Here is a 19975-nt window from a genome sequence, read left to right as displayed (position 1 = left end):
GCAGGATTTGCGGTATATTGTGCGCCGTTTACATAAATACACATACTTTTATGCCCGCCGGTGCCGTCTGAAACCGCAAAATAGTTTTGACAAGGTTTCAGACGGCATCATATAAATATAATAAGAAACAATTAACCGCATATCCGTTTTATATGTGCAAAAACTTCTCCCGTTTTTCAGATGGCCTGCCGCAACAGTGTGCCAAACGCCTGATGAAACAACGCAGAAACGGCAGAATGCCAATAATCCAAGGGAACCGACAATGGCAAAAAACCTATTGATTGTGGAGTCGCCCTCCAAAGCCAAAACGCTGAAAAAATATCTCGGAAGCGAGTTTGAAATTCTCGCATCTTATGGTCATGTGCGCGATTTGGTGCCCAAAAGCGGTGCGGTAGACCCCGATAATAACTTTGCCATGAAATACCAAATGGTCAGCCGCAATGCCAAGCACGTCGATGCCATTGTCGCCGCCGCCAAAGAAGCCGAAAACCTCTATCTGGCAACCGACCCGGATAGGGAAGGCGAAGCCATCTCTTGGCACTTGCAGGAAATCCTCAAATCCAAACGCGGCCTCAAAAACATCAAACCGCAGCGCGTCGTGTTTCACGAAATCACCAAAAACGCCGTACTCGATGCCATTGCCCATCCGCGCGAAATCGAAATCGATCTGGTCGATGCCCAGCAGGCACGCCGGGCGTTGGATTATCTGGTCGGCTTCAACCTTTCTCCCTTGCTGTGGAAAAAAATCCGCCGCGGCTTGAGCGCAGGCCGCGTACAAAGCCCCGCCTTGCGTCTGATTTGCGAGCGCGAAAACGAAATCCGCGCATTTGAAGCGCAGGAATACTGGTCGGTACATCTCGACAGTCATAAAGGCCGCAGCAAATTTACCGCCAAACTCGTGCAATGGAACGGCGAAAAACTGGAGCAATTCTCCCTGCCCGACGAAGCCGCACAACAGGCCGTCTTAAAAGGCTTGGACGGACAAGAAGCCCAAGTTGCCGCCATCGAAAAGAAAAAACGCAGCCGCAACCCCGCCGCACCGTTTACCACCTCCACCATGCAGCAGGATGCCGTGCGCAAACTCGGCATGACCACCGACCGCACCATGCGCACCGCCCAGCAACTGTATGAAGGTATCGACGTAGGTCAAGGCGCCATCGGTTTGATTACCTATATGCGTACCGACAGCGTAACCCTCTCTGACGAAGCGCTGACCGAAATCCGCCACTACATCGAAAACAAAATCGGCAAAGACTACCTGCCTTCCGCCGCCAAACACTACAAAACCAAGTCGAAAAACGCACAGGAAGCCCACGAAGCCATCCGCCCGACTTCCGTGTACCGCACGCCCGAAAGCGTGAAGCCCTTCCTAACCGCCGACCAATTCAAACTCTATCAAATGATTTGGCAGCGTACCGTAGCCTGCCAGATGAACCCCGCCAAATTCGACCAAACCACCGTCGATATTGCCGTGGGCGACGGCGTTTTCCGCGTAACCGGCCAAGTGCAAACTTTCGCAGGCTTTTTGAGCGTGTATGAAGAAGGCACGGACGACAACGACGAAGACGAAGACAACAAAAAACTGCCCGAAATGAAAGAAGGCGAGAAACTGCCCGTCGACAACATCTACGGCGAGCAGCACTTCACCACCCCGCCGCCGCGCTTCAACGAAGCAACGCTGGTAAAAGCACTTGAAGAATTCGGCATCGGCCGTCCTTCTACCTACGCCAGCATTATTTCCACCCTGAAAGAGCGCGAATACGTAACGCTGGAGCAAAAACGCTTCATGCCCACCGACACCGGCGACATCGTCAACAAATTCCTGACCGAACATTTCGCCCAATACGTCGATTACCACTTCACCGCCAAACTGGAAGACCAGCTCGACGAAATCGCCACCGGCAAACGCCGGTGGATTCCCGTGATGGACAAATTCTGGAAAGGATTCCACAAACAGGTTGAAGAAAAAGAAGGCATCGAACGCGCCAAATTCACCACAGAAGAGCTGGACGAAATCTGCCCGAAATGCGGCAACCACAAACTGCAAATCAAATTCGGCAGAATGGGCCGCTTCGTCGCCTGTGCAGGCTATCCCGAATGCAGCTACACCCGCAACGTCAACGAAACCGCCGAACAGGCCGCCGAGCGCATCGCCAAAGAAGCCGCCGAACAAGCCGAACTTGAAGGCCGCGAATGCCCCAAATGCGGCGGCGGATTGGTTTACAAATACAGCCGCACCGGCAGCAAATTCATCGGTTGCGCCAACTATCCGAAGTGCAAATACATCGAACCGTTGGAAAAACCCAAAGACACCGGCGTAGAATGCCCGCAATGCAAAAAAGGCCGGCTGGTCGAGCGCAAATCACGCTACGGCAAACTGTTTTACAGTTGCAGCACCTACCCCGACTGCAACTACGCCACTTGGAACCCGCCGATCGCCGAAACCTGCCCGAAATGCCAATGGCCGGTATTGACCATCAAAACCACCAAACGCTGGGGCGTCGAAAAAGTCTGCCCGCAGAAAGAATGCGGCTGGAAAGAACAAATAGAACCGCCTGCACCGAAAGGCAGTAAGGAAGCGGAAGAGTAAAGATAGAGGCCGTCTGAAAAGTTTTCAGACGGCCTCAAGCTTTTATAGTGGGCATCACGGAAACATACTGTAAATGGCAATTCGGATTAAGCTCTAAAAACCGCTCCGGCCAAACCCGCCAGAATCAAAATGAAAGTCGGGAGGACGGTAAGCAGAAAGCCGACGGCTCGGGTTTGCGGGTCGGCGGTGTAGGCGCGCCAGTAGAGGAAGCGGCCGATCAGGTACACTACGCCGATGAGGGCGATGACGGTCGGTTGCCAGTAATGGGCGGCGATAAAGAGGGCGGGCAGGAACACGACGAGTTGTTCGAGCGTGTTGGCTTGGATACGGAAGGCGCGTTCGAAGTGTTCGTTGCCGGATACGGCGGGGGCGTTGATGCCGTATTTGGCTCTTGCGCGGCCGACGAGGATGCCGAAAAAGAGGTATTGTATTAAGGCGAGGAGGGCGATGATGTGGATGAAGTTCATGCTGTTTCCTTTCTGTGTGTTTTGGCGAAACCCGCAAAGCTCGTTTTAGCGAAGCGCACGAAGTTCGCTTTGGCAAACCCTGCTTTATTTGCTTTCAGACGGCCTGATACGTTGATGGTTCATCAACTTCTGTAAGGTTATCACCGCCATACTCGGTAAGCCGGAGTATGGGGGTGCGGTGGCTGCATGAGTGGTTTGCTGTGCTTGAAAGTTATTCTTTGAAGCTTTGGTGGCAGGCTTTGCAGCTTTGGGCGACTTTGTCGAACGATGCTTTAACGGCTTGGTAGTTGCCGCCGGCAGCGGCTTTGTCTAATGCGCCGACTGCTTGGTTGAAGCGTTTGATGGCGGCTTGGAATTGCTGCGGTTTTTCCCACACGGCGGCTTTGGCTTCGGAATTTGCTCCGTTGGTGCCGGGGCCGTAATATTCCCACGGTTCGTTTGCGGTGCTGTTTAATTCGGCGGCGAGCGCGGCAAATTGTTGGGCGGGAAAGGTTTGGGCGTTGCTGTTTTTGAGTATGCCGCTCATCTTTTTGTTTAGGCCGCGCCAGTCTTTCATGTATTGTTGGCGTGCTTTGATGTCGCCTGCGTCGGCGTAAACCGGGGCGGCGGCAAGGCACAGGCAGAGGGCTGCCCAGATGTTGTTGCGCATGGTGTGTTCCTTTGGCTGTTTTTTGGATTTTTATGGATGGGTCGATAGGCTTCGAGCCTTGTCGGGCAAGCATACGCCATCTTGCGGGGAGCGTCCAGCCGCGGCGGTTTGGGGGAAATATCCGGCTCGGGCTTGCTCCGATATTAGCGTGTGGTAAGGTGGGGAGATACTCGGGTCAAGCCCGAGTATGATGTGCCGTCATGATTAAGTTTGTTGATATAGGCCGTCTGAAAAAGCCGTTTGCGGCATTTATGTTTTTCAGACGGCCTCGGTTATGGCGGATGGTGCAGTGATACTGTGCGGGCGATTGGCTATAATGGCGTGTTTGGATAAGCTGGAAAACGATGAATACTGTTGCTTACTTTGATTGTGTGGTGATCGGTGCGGGTGCGGCGGGGATGATGTGTGCCGCCCGTATCGGGCAACGCGGCTTGAGTGTGGCCTTGCTGGATCACTCGCTGAAAATCGGTGAAAAGATCCGCATTTCGGGCGGCGGCCGCTGCAATTTTACCAACCGCCATCTCAACGGGCATGACGGCTCGGCTTATTATGTGTCGCAGCAGCCGCGTTTCGTGCGCCATGCGCTTTCGCGTTTTACCGCGCAGGATTTTATTGCGCTGCTCGACCGCTACGGCATTGCGTACCACGAAAAGCATAAGGGGCAGATGTTTTGCGACCACAGCGCGCAGGATATTATTTCGATGCTGCAAACGGAATGCGCGCGCGGCAAGGTGAGTTGGCATACGGGTTGCCGTATCGAGGTAGTGGATGCTTTTCAGACGGCCTCTGCAGATGAGGGTGCGCGTTTTGAAATCCGCACGTCGCAAGGTGTGTTCCGCTGCCGCAATCTGATTACGGCCACGGGCGGGCTGGCGGTGCCTGCGGTGGGGGCGACGCCGTTTGGATATGAGTTGGCGAAGCAGTTCGGCCACAGCATCGTGCCGCCCGAAGCTGCTTTGGTGCCGCTGCGTTTCGAGCATTGGGTGCAGCAGGGTTTTGATGCGTTGTCGGGCATTGCGCTGCCGGTGCGCATCAGCACGGGAAGCGGCAGGCAGGCTGTGGATTTTGATGAGGATTTGTTGTTCCGCCACAAAGGTTTGAGCGGGCCGGCGGTGTTGCAGATTTCGAGTTATTGGCAGCCGGGGCAGGTAATCAGGGTGAACTTGGTGCCGGATACGGATGTGGCGCAGGCTTTGTGCGACGGCAAACACGGCCAGAAAATCCAGCTGAATACGGCGTTGAAACAGCTTTGCCCGGCCTTGCCTGAGCGTTTGCTGGATTTTTGGCTTGCCCGCGAGGCGTTCGCGCCGTATGCCGCGCAAAAATGGGCCGATATTCCCAATAGCGTGCTGCAAGAGTTGGGCGGAAGTTTGAACGAATGGACGCTGCTGCCGAGCGGTTCGGACGGCCACAAAAAGGCGGAAGCGACGCGGGGCGGTGTGAATGTGAAGGAAATCGACCCGAAAACCATGCAAAGCAAGCTGTGCGCGGGTTTGTATTTTATCGGCGAAGTGATGGACATTGCCGGCTGGCTCGGCGGCTATAATTTCCAATGGGCTTGGGCTTCGGCGGTGTGCGCGGCAGCGGCGGTGGAGTAGGCGGGGTTTGGGTTGGGTGTGTTCCACCGGCGTTGCCGGATACCGGTGGCGGTCGGGTATGTAATCCGCCCCTACGAAAACTGCTTAACGGACGGAAGTTTTTGTGTGAAACCCGTAAGTTTGTTTTGGAGAAGCTCACGAAGCCCGCTTTCAGACGGCCTCAAGCCTTTAAGGTTTGCCTGATTGGATTTAAAAAAGCATGGATGCGGATTCCATGCTTTTTTTGCTTTGCGCTGTGCCGGTTTGCATATTGGGCGGGTCAAACTTTTTTCGGCACCAGCCAGCCTACGCCGCGCACGTTTTTGATGCTGTCGTGGCCGAGTTTTTTGCGTAAGGCGTGGATGAGGTAGTCGATGGCGTTGCTTTCCGGCTCTTCGCCCCACGCGTAAACTTTGTCTTCCAGATCGCTGCGGGAAAGGATAGTGCCGGGGTGCTGCATCAAGGCGTGCAGAATGGCAAATTCGCGGTTGGAGAGAAGAATGTTCTCGCCGTTGTCGTGACGGCGCACATAATAGGTGGAGGGGTCGAGGCTGAGCACGCCGTTGTCGAGCATGTTGACGGCACTGCCGCCGCTTCGGCGCAATACGGCGCGGATGCGGGCCAGCACTTCAGACATATCGAAGGGTTTGATGATGTAGTCGTCGGCACCGTTATCCAAGCCGGCCAAGCGGCTGTGGATGTCGTCGCGGGCGGTCAGTATCAAAATCGGCATGGTCAGGCCGCGGCTGCGGATATCGGAAAGCACTTGCAGCCCGTCTTTGTGGGGCAGCCCTAAGTCGAGCAAAACGACATCGTAGGGTTGGGCGGCGAGTGTGTCGATGGCGGTTTTTCCGTCTTTCACCCAATCTACGGTATAGCGGTTGTCTTTCAGGCTGCCTTCTACGGCACGGCCTATCATGTTGTCGTCTTCTACCAAGAGTATGCGCATTTCGGATGCTCCGCGTGGGTTACGGCGTAAACTTCGCACGCAAGCACGGCGTTGTGCCGTGCTTGCGTGGCGGTTGGGCCGCGGTGGGTTAATCGTCGTAATCTACATAAGACGCCAATACGTTGCCGTTGTCGGCATCGATGATGACTTTGTAGGGTACGTTGTCGGCTGAAAGAATTTCTACTTTATACACAATTTGCCCGCGTTTGCTGTCGCGCTCGGCTTCCAATACGCGGCCGCTGACTTTGCTTTGGGCGATTTCCATGGCGCGCTCCAGCGAGACGGCGGTTTGGCGCATGGGTTTCCATTCGGTTTCCAATTTGCTGCCCATTACTTTGCCGCTGGCGGCGTCAACGTAAACGGTGTGTTCGTTTTGACCGTTGCGCACTTCCACTTCGTACACGGGTGTGCCGTATCTGCCTTTCAAGTGTACTTCTGTGGCTTGCCCGCCTGCCTGTTTTTGGGCGATGGCGATGGCTTGCTGCGGAGAAACGCTTACTTGCGCGGGCGCACGGTTGTGGTGGGTGTGGACTGCCGGTGCGGTCGGCGCGGGCGCATCAACCATGCCGCCGTGTTTGTGGTTGTTTGAAGAAGTGCCGCAGGCGCTCAATGCCATAACGGCGCTGCTGATGGCGGCAAGGGTGTAAAAACTTTTTTTCATGTGTCGGTTCCTCTCGCGGTGGTTTTTTGATGGTTTGGAATACTGATGTTTATTGTATAGCGGATTGTTTATGCGAAAATTAGGGCTGGTTTAAATTATGTAAAGCAGGCCGTCTGAAAAGGTTCAGACGGCCTTATTGCTGTTTGCTGGCAATAGATGGCGGGCGGTTTGCATCTGTGTTTATAATCGCGCTTTTATGACTGATTTTTCAGACGGCATCTGAATAGAGACCGTCTGAAACGAAAGAATGTATGCAGGCTGCGATTGATATTCAAAATGCGGTGAAAACGTATCCCAACGGTTTTACTGCGCTGAAAAACGTGAGTTTTCAGGTGGAGCAGGGCGAGTTTTTCGGCTTGCTCGGGCCTAACGGAGCGGGTAAAACCACGTTGATTTCGGCGATGGCGGGGTTGAGCCGCCTGACTTCGGGCTGCATCAGCGTGATGGGGCACGATGTGGTGCGCGACAGCTATGCGGCGCGGATGAGCTTGGGTGTGGTGCCGCAAGAGCTGGTGTTCGACCCGTTTTTTACGGTGCTGGAAGCGTTGAAATTCCAGTCGGGCTATTTCGGCATTAAAAACAATGGCGACTGGATCGACGAAATCATCCGCAACCTCGGCCTGCAAGACAAGGCGCACACCAACACCCGTAATCTTTCAGGCGGCATGAAGCGGCGGGTGATGGTGGCTCAGGCTTTGGTGCACCGCCCGCCCGTGATTGTGCTGGACGAGCCGACGGCCGGGGTGGATGTGGAGCTGCGCCAAAGTTTGTGGACGTTTATTTCCAAGCTCAACAGCGAAGGGCATACGGTGATTCTGACCACGCATTATTTGGAAGAAGCGCAAAGCCTGTGCGACCGCATCGCCATGATGAAGCAGGGCGAGTTGGTGGCTTTGGACAGAACCGAAAACCTGCTGCAAAGCGAACAGGGCTTGCGGGTGGACATGCTGCTCAACGGCACATTGCCCGACAATTTGCGCCAATGGCTGGTGTCGGAAGGCGACGGGCAGTTTTTATTCAGGCTCGACGACTACGACCAGCTTGCGTTTGTGCTGCAAACCTTGAAATACGCGGGCGTAAACGTGAAGCATATGTCGCTGCCGGAAACGGATTTGGAAGATGTGTTTGTGAAGATGATGAAATGATGATGCAGGAATGCCGGTTTGCGGCATAAAAAACGGGCGGTCGAATGAGCCGCCTGTTTTTTTATCGAGAGGGCGTTGCCGATTATTCCACCACGATTTTCGGGAAACGGCTGCTGAAATCTTTGCCTTTATCGGCAACCGCCAAAGCAATCTGCCACGCGGCTTGGGTGTAAATTTCCGCTACGGCGGGGTTGGCGGCCTGCATCTGTGCCGCCGTGCCTTGATCCATGGCTTCGCGCACGGGCAGGCTCAGCGGCAGTTGGCCGAGCAGCGGCACGCCGAGTTTTTCGGCCAGATTTTTGCCGCCGTCGCTGCCGAAAACAGCTTCGGCGTGGCCGCATTTCGAGCAGATGTGTACCGACATATTTTCCAATACGCCGAAAATCGGGATATTCACTTTCTGAAACATATCCACTGCTTTGCGGGCATCAATCAGGGCGATGTCTTGCGGCGTGGTTACGACTACCGAGCCTGTAACGGGGATTTTTTGCGACAAAGTCAGCTGGATATCGCCGGTGCCGGGCGGCAGGTCGATAAACAGGTAGTCAACGTCGTCCCATTCGCTTTGAAACAGCAATTGCTGCAAGGCTTGGCTCAACATCGGGCCGCGCCATACGACGGCTTGGCCGGTATCTACCAACAAACCGATAGACATAACCTGCACGCCGCTGTCGGCGGTAACGGGGATTAACTTCTTATTTTTCTGGTCGGGCTTGCTGTCGGCCACGCCGAGCATGGTGGGCTGGCTGGGGCCGTAGAGGTCGGCATCCAACACGCCTACGCGTGCGCCCATGTTTGCCATGGCAACGGCAAGATTGGCTGCGGTGGTGGATTTGCCCACGCCGCCTTTGCCGGAGGCGACGGCAATCATGTTTTTCACGCCTTTGATGGTGGCAATGCCGGGTTGTACTTTATGTGTTTCGACAACGGTGCCGATGTCGAGATGAACGGGCGCGCTGTGGCCGGCGTTGTGTAAGGCCGTCTGAATATTTTCGGTTAAGGCCTGCTTGATGTGGTTGACGGGATAACCGAACTGCAAGGCGATATGGAGGCCGTCTGAACGCGATTCCAGCGACTTAACGGCTTTTTCGCTGCCGAGCGTGCGGTGGGAAGCGGGGATAAGTACCGCATCGAGTGCGGCTTGCAGGGTGGAGGTATTCATGGTGTTTCTCTGTGAGGGTGTGTGGCGGATATTTTATCAGAAGCGGTGCGCGTTATGCAGGCAAGCTTTTCACGGTTTAAACATTGCGGCGATTCAAGGAGCAGATACTTTTCTTTATAATCGGGTGTGATTCACAACAAACAATACAGGATAAAAAAATGACCAAAAAAGTAGGCAACAAAGTCGCCATTATCGGCACGGGCGCGGTGGGCATCAGCTACGCGTATTCCATGCTCAACCAAGGGCATTGCGACGAGATGGTGCTGATTGATCTCAACCGCCGGCGGGTGGAGGGCGAGGCGCGCGATTTGCGCCACGGCGTGCCGTATGCGCCCACGCCGACCAAGATTTATGCGGGCGATTATGCCGATTGCGCCGATGCCGACATCGTGTGTATCTGTGCGGGTTTGCCGCAGCGCCCGGGAGAAACCCGCCTCGATTTGATTGACAACAACCTCAAGATTTTCCACGGCATCGTCACGGCGGTGATGGCGGCCGGTTTTGACGGCATTTTTTTGGTGGCGACCAATCCGGTGGATGTGTTGTCGTACGCAACTTGGAAATTTTCAGGCCTGCCCAAAGAGCGCGTGATTGGTTCGGGTACGATTCTCGATACCGCACGCCTGCGCGTGTGTTTGGGGCATGAGTTCCAAATCGCGCCGGTGAGCATTGATGCGATGATGATCGGCGAACACGGCGACAGCGTGATTGCGGCATGGAGCACGGCCAATATCGCGGGTATGCCGCTGAAGGAAGTTCTCGAACAAGAAGAAAACGGCAAAGAGCGCATGAAAAAGATTCACGACTCCGTGCGCAATGCCGCTTACGACATTATTGATGCCAAAGGCGCCACCAGCTTGGCCATCGGCATGGGTTTGAGCCGCATTTCCAACGCGGTTTTGCACAATCAGAATGTGGTGTTGACCGTGTCCACTTTATTGGAAGGCGAGTTCGGCCAAAACGGTGTCTATATCGGCGTGCCTACCGTGATTAACCGCCAAGGTGCGGTGCGGGTAATTAACAAACCGCTGGACGGGCAGGAAGCCGCCTTGTTTGCCGAATCTGCCGCTTTGTTGAAGAGCTATCAAGAGAAAGTGGAAGAGTTTTTAGCGAAACTTGCATAGTCCGCTTTACTCGCTTTCAGACGGCCTCAATTTCAGACGGCCTCAGCGCCATAAACGAAACCGCCTTAATGCAGCCGTATCCGAAATGGAACGCGGCGTGCATTAAGGCGGTTTGATTTGAGGTGTTAATCAGTTTGGCGATATTACCAGATATCCGATTTAAAGCGGCGTTTCAGCACCGGATGCTCAGACAGCTTGAACACAGGCTCTTTGCCCATTTTCAGTTTGCCGGTGTAGTCCTTCAGCAGCAGGAACACCAGCGGGCTGAGTGCCAAAATCGCAATCAGGTTGATTAAAGCCATCGTACCCATAGTTAAATCGGCCATATCCCACACCAAAGGAACGTGGTTTACCGCGCCGAAATACACCATGCCCAGCACGCACATGCGGAAAACGGCCAGCACCAGCCAGTGGCCGTTGATGAACTGCACGTTGGATTCCGCGTAAGCATAGTTGCCGATCACGGTTGAGAACGCAAACATAAACAGCACAATCGCCAAGAAATCCGCTCCCCAAGCACCGACATGGCTCACGATGGCCGCTTGGGTAAGCTGTACGCCGGTGAGTTCGCCGGGCGTAACATCGGAAAGCAAAAGCAGGAAAGCCGTACACGAACACACAATCAAAGTATCCACAAACACGCCCAGCATCTGAATCATGCCTTGCGATACGGGATGCTTCACGTCGGCCGCCGCCGCCGCATTCGGTGCGGAACCCTGGCCGGCTTCATTGGAATACAAACCGCGTTTGATACCGTTCATCATCGCGGCAGAAATCATCGAGCCGAGCAGGCCGCCGCCGGCTGCTTCAATGTTGAAAGCGGAGCCGAAAATCAAGCCGATCACGCGCGGAATTTCCGTTACATTGACCGCCATTACATAAAACGCCAGCAGCAGGTAGAGTACGGCCATCGCCGGTACAACCACTTCTGCCACGCGCGACACGCGGCGGATGCCGCCGAAAATAATCGGTGCAGTGATAATCACCAAAGCGACGCCGACAAGGTGTTTGTTCCAGCCCCAAGCCGCTTCGGTGGCGGCAACGATAGAGTTTGACTGCACCGCATTAAACACCAAGCCGAAACAGAAAATCAGGCTCACGGCAAACAAGATACCCAGCCATTTTTGCTTCATGCCGTAAGTAATGTAATAAGCAGGCCCGCCTCGGAACTGGCCGTTTTTGTGGTCGCGGATTTTAAACAATTGGGCCAGCGACGATTCGGCAAAAGCAGAACTCATACCGATGAGGGCGGTAACCCACATCCAAAACACCGCGCCCGGGCCGCCCAAAGTGATGGCGATGGCCACGCCCGCGATATTGCCGACGCCGACGCGGCTGGCCAAGCCGGTCACAAAAGCCTGAAAAGGCGTGATGCCGTGCGGGTCGTCGCCGGCTTTTCTGCCGCCCAGCATTTCTTTGATGCTGCGGCCGAACAATCGGAACTGCACGAATCCGGAAGCCAATGTAAAAAACAGGCCGGTGCCGAGAAGCAGGAAAATCAATCCGTTCCACAGCGGCCCGCTGACTTCATTTACCCATGCGTGAAAAGCTTGCATATCCATAATATCCAATCCATCCGTTTCTTGTGTATTCAAGTAGTTTCAGACGGCCTGCCGTCTGAAACGGACGAGGCGTACGGCCTGAAAAGCGCATTCTAAACGCAGCAGGCCGTCTGAAAAAGCCTGAGGTGTGAAAAGCGGTTGATTTTTACGCATAAAACCTAAGCCCGTGCTGCGGGAGCGGTATTTTAATCCGATTCATTTATTAAATAATGTCAATGCCTTAGTCATTTACATTGTAAATCAATGTGTTTTTAGAGGTTGGTTTGAATATCGCACACAAAACCGTTACGAAAATGGTTAAATTTTTAATCAATTGATTTTAAAGATAAAAATAAATATTTATCCTGTTTGGATTTTTAATTTTTCCGTATGGCATTAATACATTTATTCTGACTTATTTACAAAAACAATCTTTTTAATAAAATATAATAATTATTATTAAGTTCTCTGATAGGGGAATGAAATGTATCAGCTTAAACAATCCACGCTATTAATTTGTATTTCTTTATTTTTATCAGCTTGTGCTACCAATAAGGGCGATTTCGGTTTGGAAGATGTCCATGCGCCGCAGTCCGAACCGCAAAAACCTAAGTTTCAAGACGAGAAAACCCAGCCGCGCACAGAAGAAGAAGTGTCTGCCTTCATGCAGCCGGGTTTGGGCGCTTCGATAGAAATCCCGCGTCGAGGTACGGGCTTGGCCGGCACGTTGTCGGAAGAGCGGGTGGCGTTGACGCCTGAAAACATCAAACGTATCGGCGGCGATTTGGAGATTCCTTACGTTGAAGACATTAAAAATCACAATAAATACACCGGTTCGCTTATCCATTCGCACGACAACAGTGCAGGCGATCACCGCAAGCGCGATTTGAAGTATGTGCGCTCGGGATGGGTAGCCGATGCTAATGTTGGCTTGGATATTGTGAACGGCGATTTCGGTAACGGCATTACCAGAAAAGTGCTGTTCGGCAGCATCGGCCACGTTTATTACAAAGGTGTTCAGCCTGCGCAGGCATTCCCGGCGGCAGGCAAAGCGACTTACAAAGGTACATGGGATTTCGTGACCGATGCGCGCCAAGGCAGAGCCGGCACCGGCTTTACCGGCACGGCTGCCAATGTGGGCAGCAATTACGGCGCAGTTTCGTTTAATGAATACGACTCGATTCATACCGATAAAAGCACAGGCGAAGTCGGCCACAGCAGCGAATTGGAAGTCGATTTTGCCAACAAGAGCCTGACGGGCACACTGTATAAAAACCATAAGAAACTTGCCGATAAAGCACAAGAACGCACGCCCCGTTACAAGGTTAAGGCCGATATCAAAGGCAACCGCTTTCAAGGCCGCGTAGAGGCGGGCAACAAGGACGACCTTTATTTCGGTAAAGACGGTAATTTGGAAGGCGGCTTCTTCGGCCCGGCTGCGGAAGAATTGGCTGGTAAGTTTTTAGCCGACGACAATTCGCTGTTCGGCGTGTTGGCGGGTAAGCGTGAGAAAGCGGCCGACGAGAAAACCGACAAAATCATCGATGCCTACCATATCGACTTCAAAAACCTGAACCTCACTCAAGCCGACAATTTCGGCGACGCCCGCAAATTCGTGTTTAAAGGCCAAACCTTTTCACTGCTGCCCGCCGCAGGCACGGACACGAAATCGTTTTTGGAGACCTTGAAATACGCCTTAGACGGCAACCGCACGCTGAATCTGTTTTCATGTTGCAGCAATCTCGACTATCTCAAGTTCGGTACTTTTCAGACGGCCGCAGGAGAGGATAAAGACGGTGCGTCGTTCTTCTTCCAAGGCGAGCGTACACCCGTTAAAGATATTCCCACCGGCACCGCGCATTACAAAGGTAGTTGGCAGGCACACATCATCAGTAAAACAGGTCATATTTGGAGCGAATCTCCCAACAACAAAGAAGGCGGCAGCCGCGCAGAGTTCGACGTGGACTTCGGCGCCAAAACGCTTAAGGGCAAGCTGACCGCGCAAGACCGTGCGTTGCCGACCTTCAATATCCATGCCCAAATTGAAGGCAACGGCTTTACCGGCCGCGCCAAAACCAGAGACCAAGGCTTTATCTTGGATCCGGGCAGCACGGCCAACTCGGTAAGTGTTCATCTGGATGCCGAAGTCAAAGGCGGTTTTTACGGCCCCAAAGCAGCAGAGCTGGGCGGCGTATTCCACAGCAACGAAGAAGGCAAAGACAAAGTGGGCGGCAGTTTCGGTGCCAAACGGCAAATATCCGTGCAATAAACCGAGCGCATGACACATTCAGATATTATTGGGAGCAAACATGAATACCGCAAAACACATCCATAACCACACCTTCCCCTCGCGCCTGACCGCCGTATGCTTGGCCGTGCTGTCTTGCACGGCAGCCGCACCGGCCTTCGCCGATACCGACGTAACGGAAGCCGTGCAGTTGAACGAAGTGGTGGTCAAAGGCAAGAAAAAAGCGCGCCGTAAAGACACCGAAGTTACCGGCTTGGGCAAAGTCGTTAAAAATTCAGACGGCCTCGATAAAGAACAAGTATTGGGCATCCGCGACTTAACCCGTTACGACCCGAGCATCGCCGTTGTCGAGCAAGGACGCGGCGCAAGCAGCGGCTACTCGATGCGCGGGGTGGATAAAAACCGCGTGAGCCTAACGGTGGACGGCCTGCCGCAAATCCAGTCTTATACCGTTGACAACACCTCGGCCACCAGCGGCGCGATTAACGAAATCGAATATGAAAACATTACCGCCATCGAAATCAACAAAGGCGCCAACTCTGCCGAACAAGGCAGCGGTTCGCTGGGCGGTTCGCTGGGCGGTTCGCTGGCTTTCCGCACCAAAGAAGCCGACGACATCATCAAAGAAGGCCAAAACTGGGGCTTGGATACCAAAACCGCATACAGCGGCAAAAACAAACAATTTACCCAATCAATAGCCGCAGCAGGCCGTCTGAACGGCTTTGAAGGCTTGGCAATTTATACTCACCGCCAAGGCCACGAAACCCAAGCGCACAAAGATGCGGGCAATCAGCCACAAACCATATCGCGCTTAGACGGCTACGTTTATGAAGGCGATGATGCCCGATACGATTGGTTTGCTTTAGAAGGCGAGTGTGCCGATATAGTCAATTGCGACAAGCTGCGCCCGCTCTCCCACACCTCTCCGGCAGAAAAATACCTCACAACCGAAACCATCCCCGCCGCACAATACACCGGCAACAAACGCGCCCTGCCCAATCCGATGGACTACGGCAGCCGGTCGTGGCTGGTTCGCGGCGGCTACCGTTTCACACCGCGCCATTACCTCGGCGGCATTTTTGAAAATACACGCCAGCGTTACGACATCCGCGACATGGCCTTCGAGCAATATTGGAACCCTAAAACCCGCATCGCGTCCGGCAAATCGCAAGGGGTTTACCGCTTCGGCGAAAATATCGACAACGGCCAAACCATCCAACGCGGTTTGACCGACCAATGGAGCTACATCGGCTTGGGGTACTCGCGCTTGCGCTATTTCGACGAACACCACCGCAAAACCCGCAACGGCTTGGAATACCGTTATGACAACCCCGACAAAAACACCTTTGTCGATCAAGCCAAAATCAGCCTCGACCGCCAAAATATCACGCTCGACACACTCCGCAGCGATGTGAATTGCTCGGTTTATCCCGCAGTCGATAAAAACTGCCGCCCCGGCACAGACAAACCGTGGTCGTTTTACGAATCGGAACGCAGCATTTACGGCGAAAAACACAACGCATTGAATCTCGAAGCAGAGAAAAAACTCTCGTTTGCCCATACCTCGCACAAACTGCATCTGAACGCAGGCTTCGACCGTTTCCAATCCAAGCTCGACCGCAAAGATTTTTACGCCCTCAACAGCCAGCAAGATGTTGTGTATGTGAACGACCAAGCCGACGGCTCAAAAAGCAACCCCTATATTTACCGTTTGGAAAACCCCAGAGTCGAAAAATTCAACCTGTGCCGTTACAACAATTTCGTCGGCGTCAGCAGCTGCCATTCGCGCATCATCAACGGCCACAGCTATCACATCGGCCTGCGCGACCACATGAGCTTGGGTAAATATGTCGATTGGGGCGTGGGCGCACGTTACGATTACCACAAAATGACCACCGACGATTCATGGACGGCTTCAGGCACTTTCCGCAACGGCTCGTGGAACAGCGGTTTCGTATTCAAACCCAATTCCAATCTGAGCTTCTTACACCGCATCTCCAGCGGCTTCCGCGTACCCAGCTTCCAAGAACTGTTCGGCTACCGCGTATCGGGCTTTGAAAAAGGCATAAACGACAAGGCGCACTATGTCGGAAAATTCAAACCCGAAAAAGCCTTGAACAACGAATTCGGCGTCCATGTCAAAGGCGGCTTCGGCCATCTGGAAGCCAGCTATTTCCGCAACCGGTACAAAGGCTTGATCGGGTTGACCCACATCGACCCCAACGTTGCCGGTTTGACCAACGCCGAAAAAGCCCGCGGCTACCGCAATATGTATAACGCCACCACCGACGGCATCAATATCGTCGGCAAGGTCGATTGGCACGGCATTACCGACAAACTGCCCGAAGGCCTGTACAGCACCGTAGCCTACAACCATGTGAAGCTCAAAAAAGCCTCGCTGACCAAAGACTATTTCGTACATTCCTGCGGTATGTTGTTTGATGCCATCCAACCTTCCCGCTATGTATTGGGCTTGGGCTACGATGCGCCGAGCGGCAAATGGGGCGTAAACGGCATGATGACGTATTCCAAAGCCAAAAACCCCGACGAGTTGCAAACCGTATGTAAAACCGGCTACCTTGTCCACAATGAATCCGCCACCAAGAAAGCCACCAAACCTTGGTATATTTTCGATGTCAGCGGTTATGTGAACCTGAAAGACAAAATGACTTTGCGCGCCGGTATCTACAATTTGGCCAACCGCCGTTACAGCCAATGGGAAAACGTGCGCCAATCGGCCATGGGTGCGGTAAACCAACAAACCAAAGTGGAAAACTACGCGCGCTACGCCGCGCCGGGCAGAAACGTAACGGTTTCGATGGAGATGAAGTTCTAAAGAACATAGGCAATCTTCGGCGAAACCCGCGCAACTGCTTTCAGACGGCCTCAAAGAAGCTTCCTCATGATGCTTGAGGCCGTCTGAAAAAACCGCACCTTCCGTTTGAACAACGTGTTTCAAACGGAAGGTGCGGTTTTTGTATGGGTGGAATGTAAACGGAACGGGGAAGGGTGGAAACTGCCGTTGAATTGCTGCTTGGCTGAATGGCGGTTGCGCTTTTTAAGCCGATTCCCCAAGCGACACGCCTGCTTCGGCCAAGACCGCTTTCGCAGCCAGCGCCGCGGTGTCTTTTTTCAACAGCAAATGCAGGTCGTGAAAATCCTGTTTCAGTGCGGCAACGTCTTGGGGAGATTCGTACCATTCGGCGACGGCGGCGGCGAGTTTTTCCGGCTCGGCATCGTGTTGCAGCAGTTCCGGCACGGCGCCTTTGCCCAGCAGGATATTGGGCAGGCCGACGTGGGGGACTTTGATTTTGCGTTTCACATAGGCATATGTGAGCGGGGAGATTTTGTAGCTGATGACCATCGGCCGTTTACACAAAGCCACTTCCAGCGTGGCCGTGCCGCTGGTTACCAGCACGACATCGGCGGCGGTACAGGCCAAGTCGGCGTGTGCGGACATGAGCTGTATCGGCAAAGCCCTGAATTCGGGCTGTTCGAGAATCTGCAATAAGCGCCGGCGGGTGGCGACGGTAGCGACGGGCAGCAGGAAGCGCACGCTCGGATAGCGTTGCATCAGCAGCTTGGCCGTGCGGAAGAAAATCGGCGCCATGTAGTCGATTTCGCTCACGCGGCTGCCGGGCATCAGGCAGAACACGGTTTCCCAACTTTCGATTTTCATCTGCCGGCGTGCGGCCTGCTGGTCGGCATCGAGCGGCATGGTTTGCGCCATCGGGTGGCCGACAAACTCGGCTTGCCCGCCGGCTTCGCGGTAAAGCTCCGGCTCCATTGGAAACAGGCATAAGACGCGGTTGACTTGATGGATGATGGTGTTGACCCGTTCGCGCCGCCACGCCCACACGGAAGGGCTGACGTAATGCACGGTGGGAATGCCGGCTTTTTTGAGTTTTTCGGCCACGCCGAGGTTGAAGTCGGGCGCGTCTATGCCTACGAACACGTCTGGGCAGATTTTTTTCATGTCGCGCACTAAACCTTTGCGGATGCTTAAGATTTCGGGCAGCCGTTTGATCACTTCGGCAAAGCCGCGCACCGCCAGTTTTTCTTGTTCGTACAGGCTTTCAAACCCTCTAGCGAGCATACGCGGGCCGCCGATGCCGATAAAACGCGCTTGCGGGCAGCGTTGTTTGATGGCGTCCATCAGGTGTGCGCCGAGCAGGTCGCCCGATGCTTCGCCTACGCACAGGGCAATGGTGATGGGGCGGTTGGCTGGGATGGGTGGGTTCATGAAGCTGGATAGATGAAAGATGATGGGATGGTGGCCGGTGTGCTGTTTATCTTACTCAATTTCCGCCGTTGTTTTGGTATTTTTGCCCGAGCGTTCCGGAATGATGACGAAAGACTATGGCTAGGGAACTTCACGGGCAAGGGGCGGCGGAATGTTTGGGGTTGGTGGTTTTTATGATGCCGTCTGAAAATTTCAGACGGCATGCAGGTTTTTCTGTGTGTGTGAGTTGTGTTTTGTATCTTGAATATCGGACGCGGTTAGGGAAGCTCCGAGGCCGTCTGAAAACCGTATGGTGTTTTTCAGACGGCAGCTTAGCGGATAATCCCGCGCGTTGATGTTTCAAAGAAGGTTTTGAATACGGCCAGCTCCGGTGCGGTTTCGGCTTGCTTCAGCACTTCGGCTTTGGCTTCTTCCAAGCTTAAGCCTTGGCGGTAAAGTGTTTTGTACACGTTTTTAACCGTGCTGATTTGCTCGGGGCTGAAACCGTTGCGGCGCATGCCTTCGGTGTTCAAACCGGCGGGTTCGGCGCGGTAGCCGGAAGCCATCACATACGGCGGTACGTCTTTATGGACGCCCGCGGCGAAGGCCGTCATCGCATAATCGCCGATTTGGCAGAATTGGAAAACCAGCGTGTAGCCGCCGAGTACCACATAGTCGCCGATGGTAACGTGGCCTGCCAATGAGGCGTTGTTGGCGAAAATGGTGTGGTTGCCGACCACGCAGTCGTGCGCGAGGTGCACATAGGCCATAATCCAGTTGTCGTCGCCGATGCGGGTTTCGCCGATGCCGGTTACGGTGCCGGTGTTGAAGGTGGTGAATTCGCGGATGGTGTTGCCGTTGCCGATAACCAAACGGGTCGGCTCGTCGCGGTATTTTTTATCCTGCGGTTGTGCACCCAAGCTGGCAAACTGGAAAATTTTGTTGTGCTCGCCGATGGTAGTGTGGCCGTCAATCACGGCGTGAGGGCCGATTTCGGTGTGGGCGCCGATTTGTACGTTCGGGCCGATCACGGTGTAAGGGCCGACTTTAACGCTGCTATCAAGCTCGGCTTTGGGGTCGATAACGGCGGTCGGGTGGATTAAGCTCATAGGAGGCTTTCCTTCTGTGAAAGGCCGTCTGAAAAGTTGCAGATGTTTTCAGACGGCCTTTATTCATACATGTATTTATAGTTCTACTGCGCGTTTGGCACACATGATTTCGGCTTCTACGGCAATTTGGCCTTCTACTTTGGCCACGGCTTTGAATTTGCCGATGCCGCGTTTGTTGGCCAGCAGCTCCACTTCAAAAACGAGTTGGTCGCCGGGAATCACTTGGCGCTTGAAGCGGGCGTTGTCGATGCCGGCAAAGAAGTAGATTTCTTCGGGGTTGCGGCCGCCTTCGCTCAAAATGGCCAATGTGCCGCAAGCCTGTGCCAGCGCTTCGATAATCAACACGCCCGGCATCACGGGGAAATCGGGGAAGTGGCCTTGGAAATGCGGCTCGTTCATGCTCACGTTTTTGATGGCAGTCAGGCTTTTCATGGATTCAAAAGCGGTGATGCGGTCGAGCAGCAAAAACGGGTAGCGGTGGGGAATCAGCTTCTGGATGTCTTTAGCTTCAATCGGGAGGGTAATATCCAT

The 19975-nt window shown here is 53.9% G+C and carries 15 protein-coding genes; 6 read left to right on the top strand and 9 right to left on the bottom strand.

The window, feature by feature from the left end; translation table 11 throughout:
• The first annotated feature begins 262 nt into the window (after positions 1 to 262).
• Positions 263 to 2590: a type I DNA topoisomerase gene (gene topA, locus LVJ85_RS12695; RefSeq protein ID WP_244740194.1), complete on the top strand. Its 2328-nt coding sequence runs from the start codon at positions 263 to 265 to the stop codon at positions 2588 to 2590.
• A gap of 86 nt (positions 2591 to 2676) precedes the next feature.
• Here topA and LVJ85_RS12690 read toward each other — a convergent pair whose 3' ends face one another.
• Positions 2677 to 3057: an MAPEG family protein gene (locus LVJ85_RS12690; protein WP_244740191.1), complete on the bottom strand. Its 381-nt coding sequence runs from the start codon at positions 3055 to 3057 to the stop codon at positions 2677 to 2679.
• A gap of 211 nt (positions 3058 to 3268) precedes the next feature.
• Positions 3269 to 3706, bottom strand: a complete 438-nt coding sequence (locus LVJ85_RS12685; protein ID WP_244740189.1) for a cytochrome c — start codon at positions 3704 to 3706, stop codon at positions 3269 to 3271.
• Between the two features lie 344 nt (positions 3707 to 4050).
• On the opposite strand from LVJ85_RS12685, the gene LVJ85_RS12680 reads away from it, so the two are divergent.
• On the top strand, positions 4051 to 5304 hold the full coding sequence (locus LVJ85_RS12680; RefSeq protein ID WP_244740186.1) for an aminoacetone oxidase family FAD-binding enzyme: 1254 nt from the start codon (positions 4051 to 4053) through the stop codon (positions 5302 to 5304).
• Between the two features lie 259 nt (positions 5305 to 5563).
• Here the strand turns inward: LVJ85_RS12680 and LVJ85_RS12675 are convergent, their stop codons facing one another.
• Both LVJ85_RS12675 and LVJ85_RS12670 read right to left on the bottom strand, forming a co-directional pair.
• Entirely contained in the window at positions 5564 to 6232 is a 669-nt protein-coding gene (locus LVJ85_RS12675; protein WP_244740184.1) for a response regulator transcription factor, read from the bottom strand.
• Positions 6233 to 6320: 88 nt separating this feature from the next.
• Positions 6321 to 6893, bottom strand: coding sequence for a PepSY domain-containing protein (locus LVJ85_RS12670; RefSeq protein ID WP_244740181.1), 573 nt, complete (start codon positions 6891 to 6893; stop codon positions 6321 to 6323).
• Positions 6894 to 7144: 251 nt separating this feature from the next.
• Here LVJ85_RS12670 and LVJ85_RS12665 point away from each other — a divergent pair, with 251 nt between their 5' ends.
• A complete protein-coding gene (locus tag LVJ85_RS12665; protein WP_244740179.1) occupies positions 7145 to 8038 on the top strand; it encodes an ABC transporter ATP-binding protein in 894 nt (297 codons plus the stop codon).
• Between the two features lie 82 nt (positions 8039 to 8120).
• On the opposite strand, the gene apbC is transcribed toward LVJ85_RS12665, so the two are convergent.
• Positions 8121 to 9200, bottom strand: a complete 1080-nt coding sequence (gene apbC / locus LVJ85_RS12660) for an iron-sulfur cluster carrier protein ApbC (RefSeq protein ID WP_244740176.1) — start codon at positions 9198 to 9200, stop codon at positions 8121 to 8123.
• 158 nt (positions 9201 to 9358) lie between these two features.
• Between apbC and LVJ85_RS12655 the strand changes: the two genes are divergently transcribed.
• Entirely contained in the window at positions 9359 to 10324 is a 966-nt protein-coding gene (locus LVJ85_RS12655) for an L-lactate dehydrogenase (RefSeq protein WP_085363704.1), read from the top strand.
• Positions 10325 to 10467: 143 nt separating this feature from the next.
• Here LVJ85_RS12655 and LVJ85_RS12650 read toward each other — a convergent pair whose 3' ends face one another.
• Positions 10468 to 11880: an alanine/glycine:cation symporter family protein gene (locus LVJ85_RS12650; RefSeq protein WP_370686961.1), complete on the bottom strand. Its 1413-nt coding sequence runs from the start codon at positions 11878 to 11880 to the stop codon at positions 10468 to 10470.
• A 469-nt stretch (positions 11881 to 12349) separates the two neighbouring features.
• On the opposite strand from LVJ85_RS12650, the gene LVJ85_RS12645 reads away from it, so the two are divergent.
• Entirely contained in the window at positions 12350 to 14134 is a 1785-nt protein-coding gene (locus tag LVJ85_RS12645) for a transferrin-binding protein-like solute binding protein (RefSeq protein WP_244740171.1), read from the top strand.
• A gap of 40 nt (positions 14135 to 14174) precedes the next feature.
• The gene (locus LVJ85_RS12640) at positions 14175 to 16949 is read left to right on the top strand and encodes a lactoferrin/transferrin family TonB-dependent receptor (protein WP_244740168.1); all 2775 of its coding nucleotides are present in this window, start codon (positions 14175 to 14177) and stop codon (positions 16947 to 16949) included.
• Between the two features lie 222 nt (positions 16950 to 17171).
• On the opposite strand, the gene lpxB is transcribed toward LVJ85_RS12640, so the two are convergent.
• From lpxB to fabZ, 3 genes are all read right to left on the bottom strand, one after another.
• On the bottom strand, positions 17172 to 18356 hold the full coding sequence (gene lpxB / locus LVJ85_RS12635) for a lipid-A-disaccharide synthase (protein WP_244740165.1): 1185 nt from the start codon (positions 18354 to 18356) through the stop codon (positions 17172 to 17174).
• A 311-nt stretch (positions 18357 to 18667) separates the two neighbouring features.
• On the bottom strand, positions 18668 to 19444 hold the full coding sequence (gene lpxA, locus LVJ85_RS12630; protein ID WP_115134229.1) for an acyl-ACP--UDP-N-acetylglucosamine O-acyltransferase: 777 nt from the start codon (positions 19442 to 19444) through the stop codon (positions 18668 to 18670).
• Positions 19445 to 19519: 75 nt separating this feature from the next.
• Complete coding sequence (fabZ, locus tag LVJ85_RS12625; RefSeq protein ID WP_244740163.1) at positions 19520 to 19975, bottom strand: 3-hydroxyacyl-ACP dehydratase FabZ; 456 nt, start codon at positions 19973 to 19975, stop codon at positions 19520 to 19522.

The sequence above is a fragment of the Neisseria sp. Dent CA1/247 genome (assembly GCF_022870825.1).
Classification (GTDB): Bacteria; Pseudomonadota; Gammaproteobacteria; order Burkholderiales; family Neisseriaceae; genus Neisseria; species Neisseria zoodegmatis.
The sequence above is the reverse complement of the archived record's forward strand: the minus strand, read 5'-3'. Positions and strand labels throughout refer to the sequence as shown.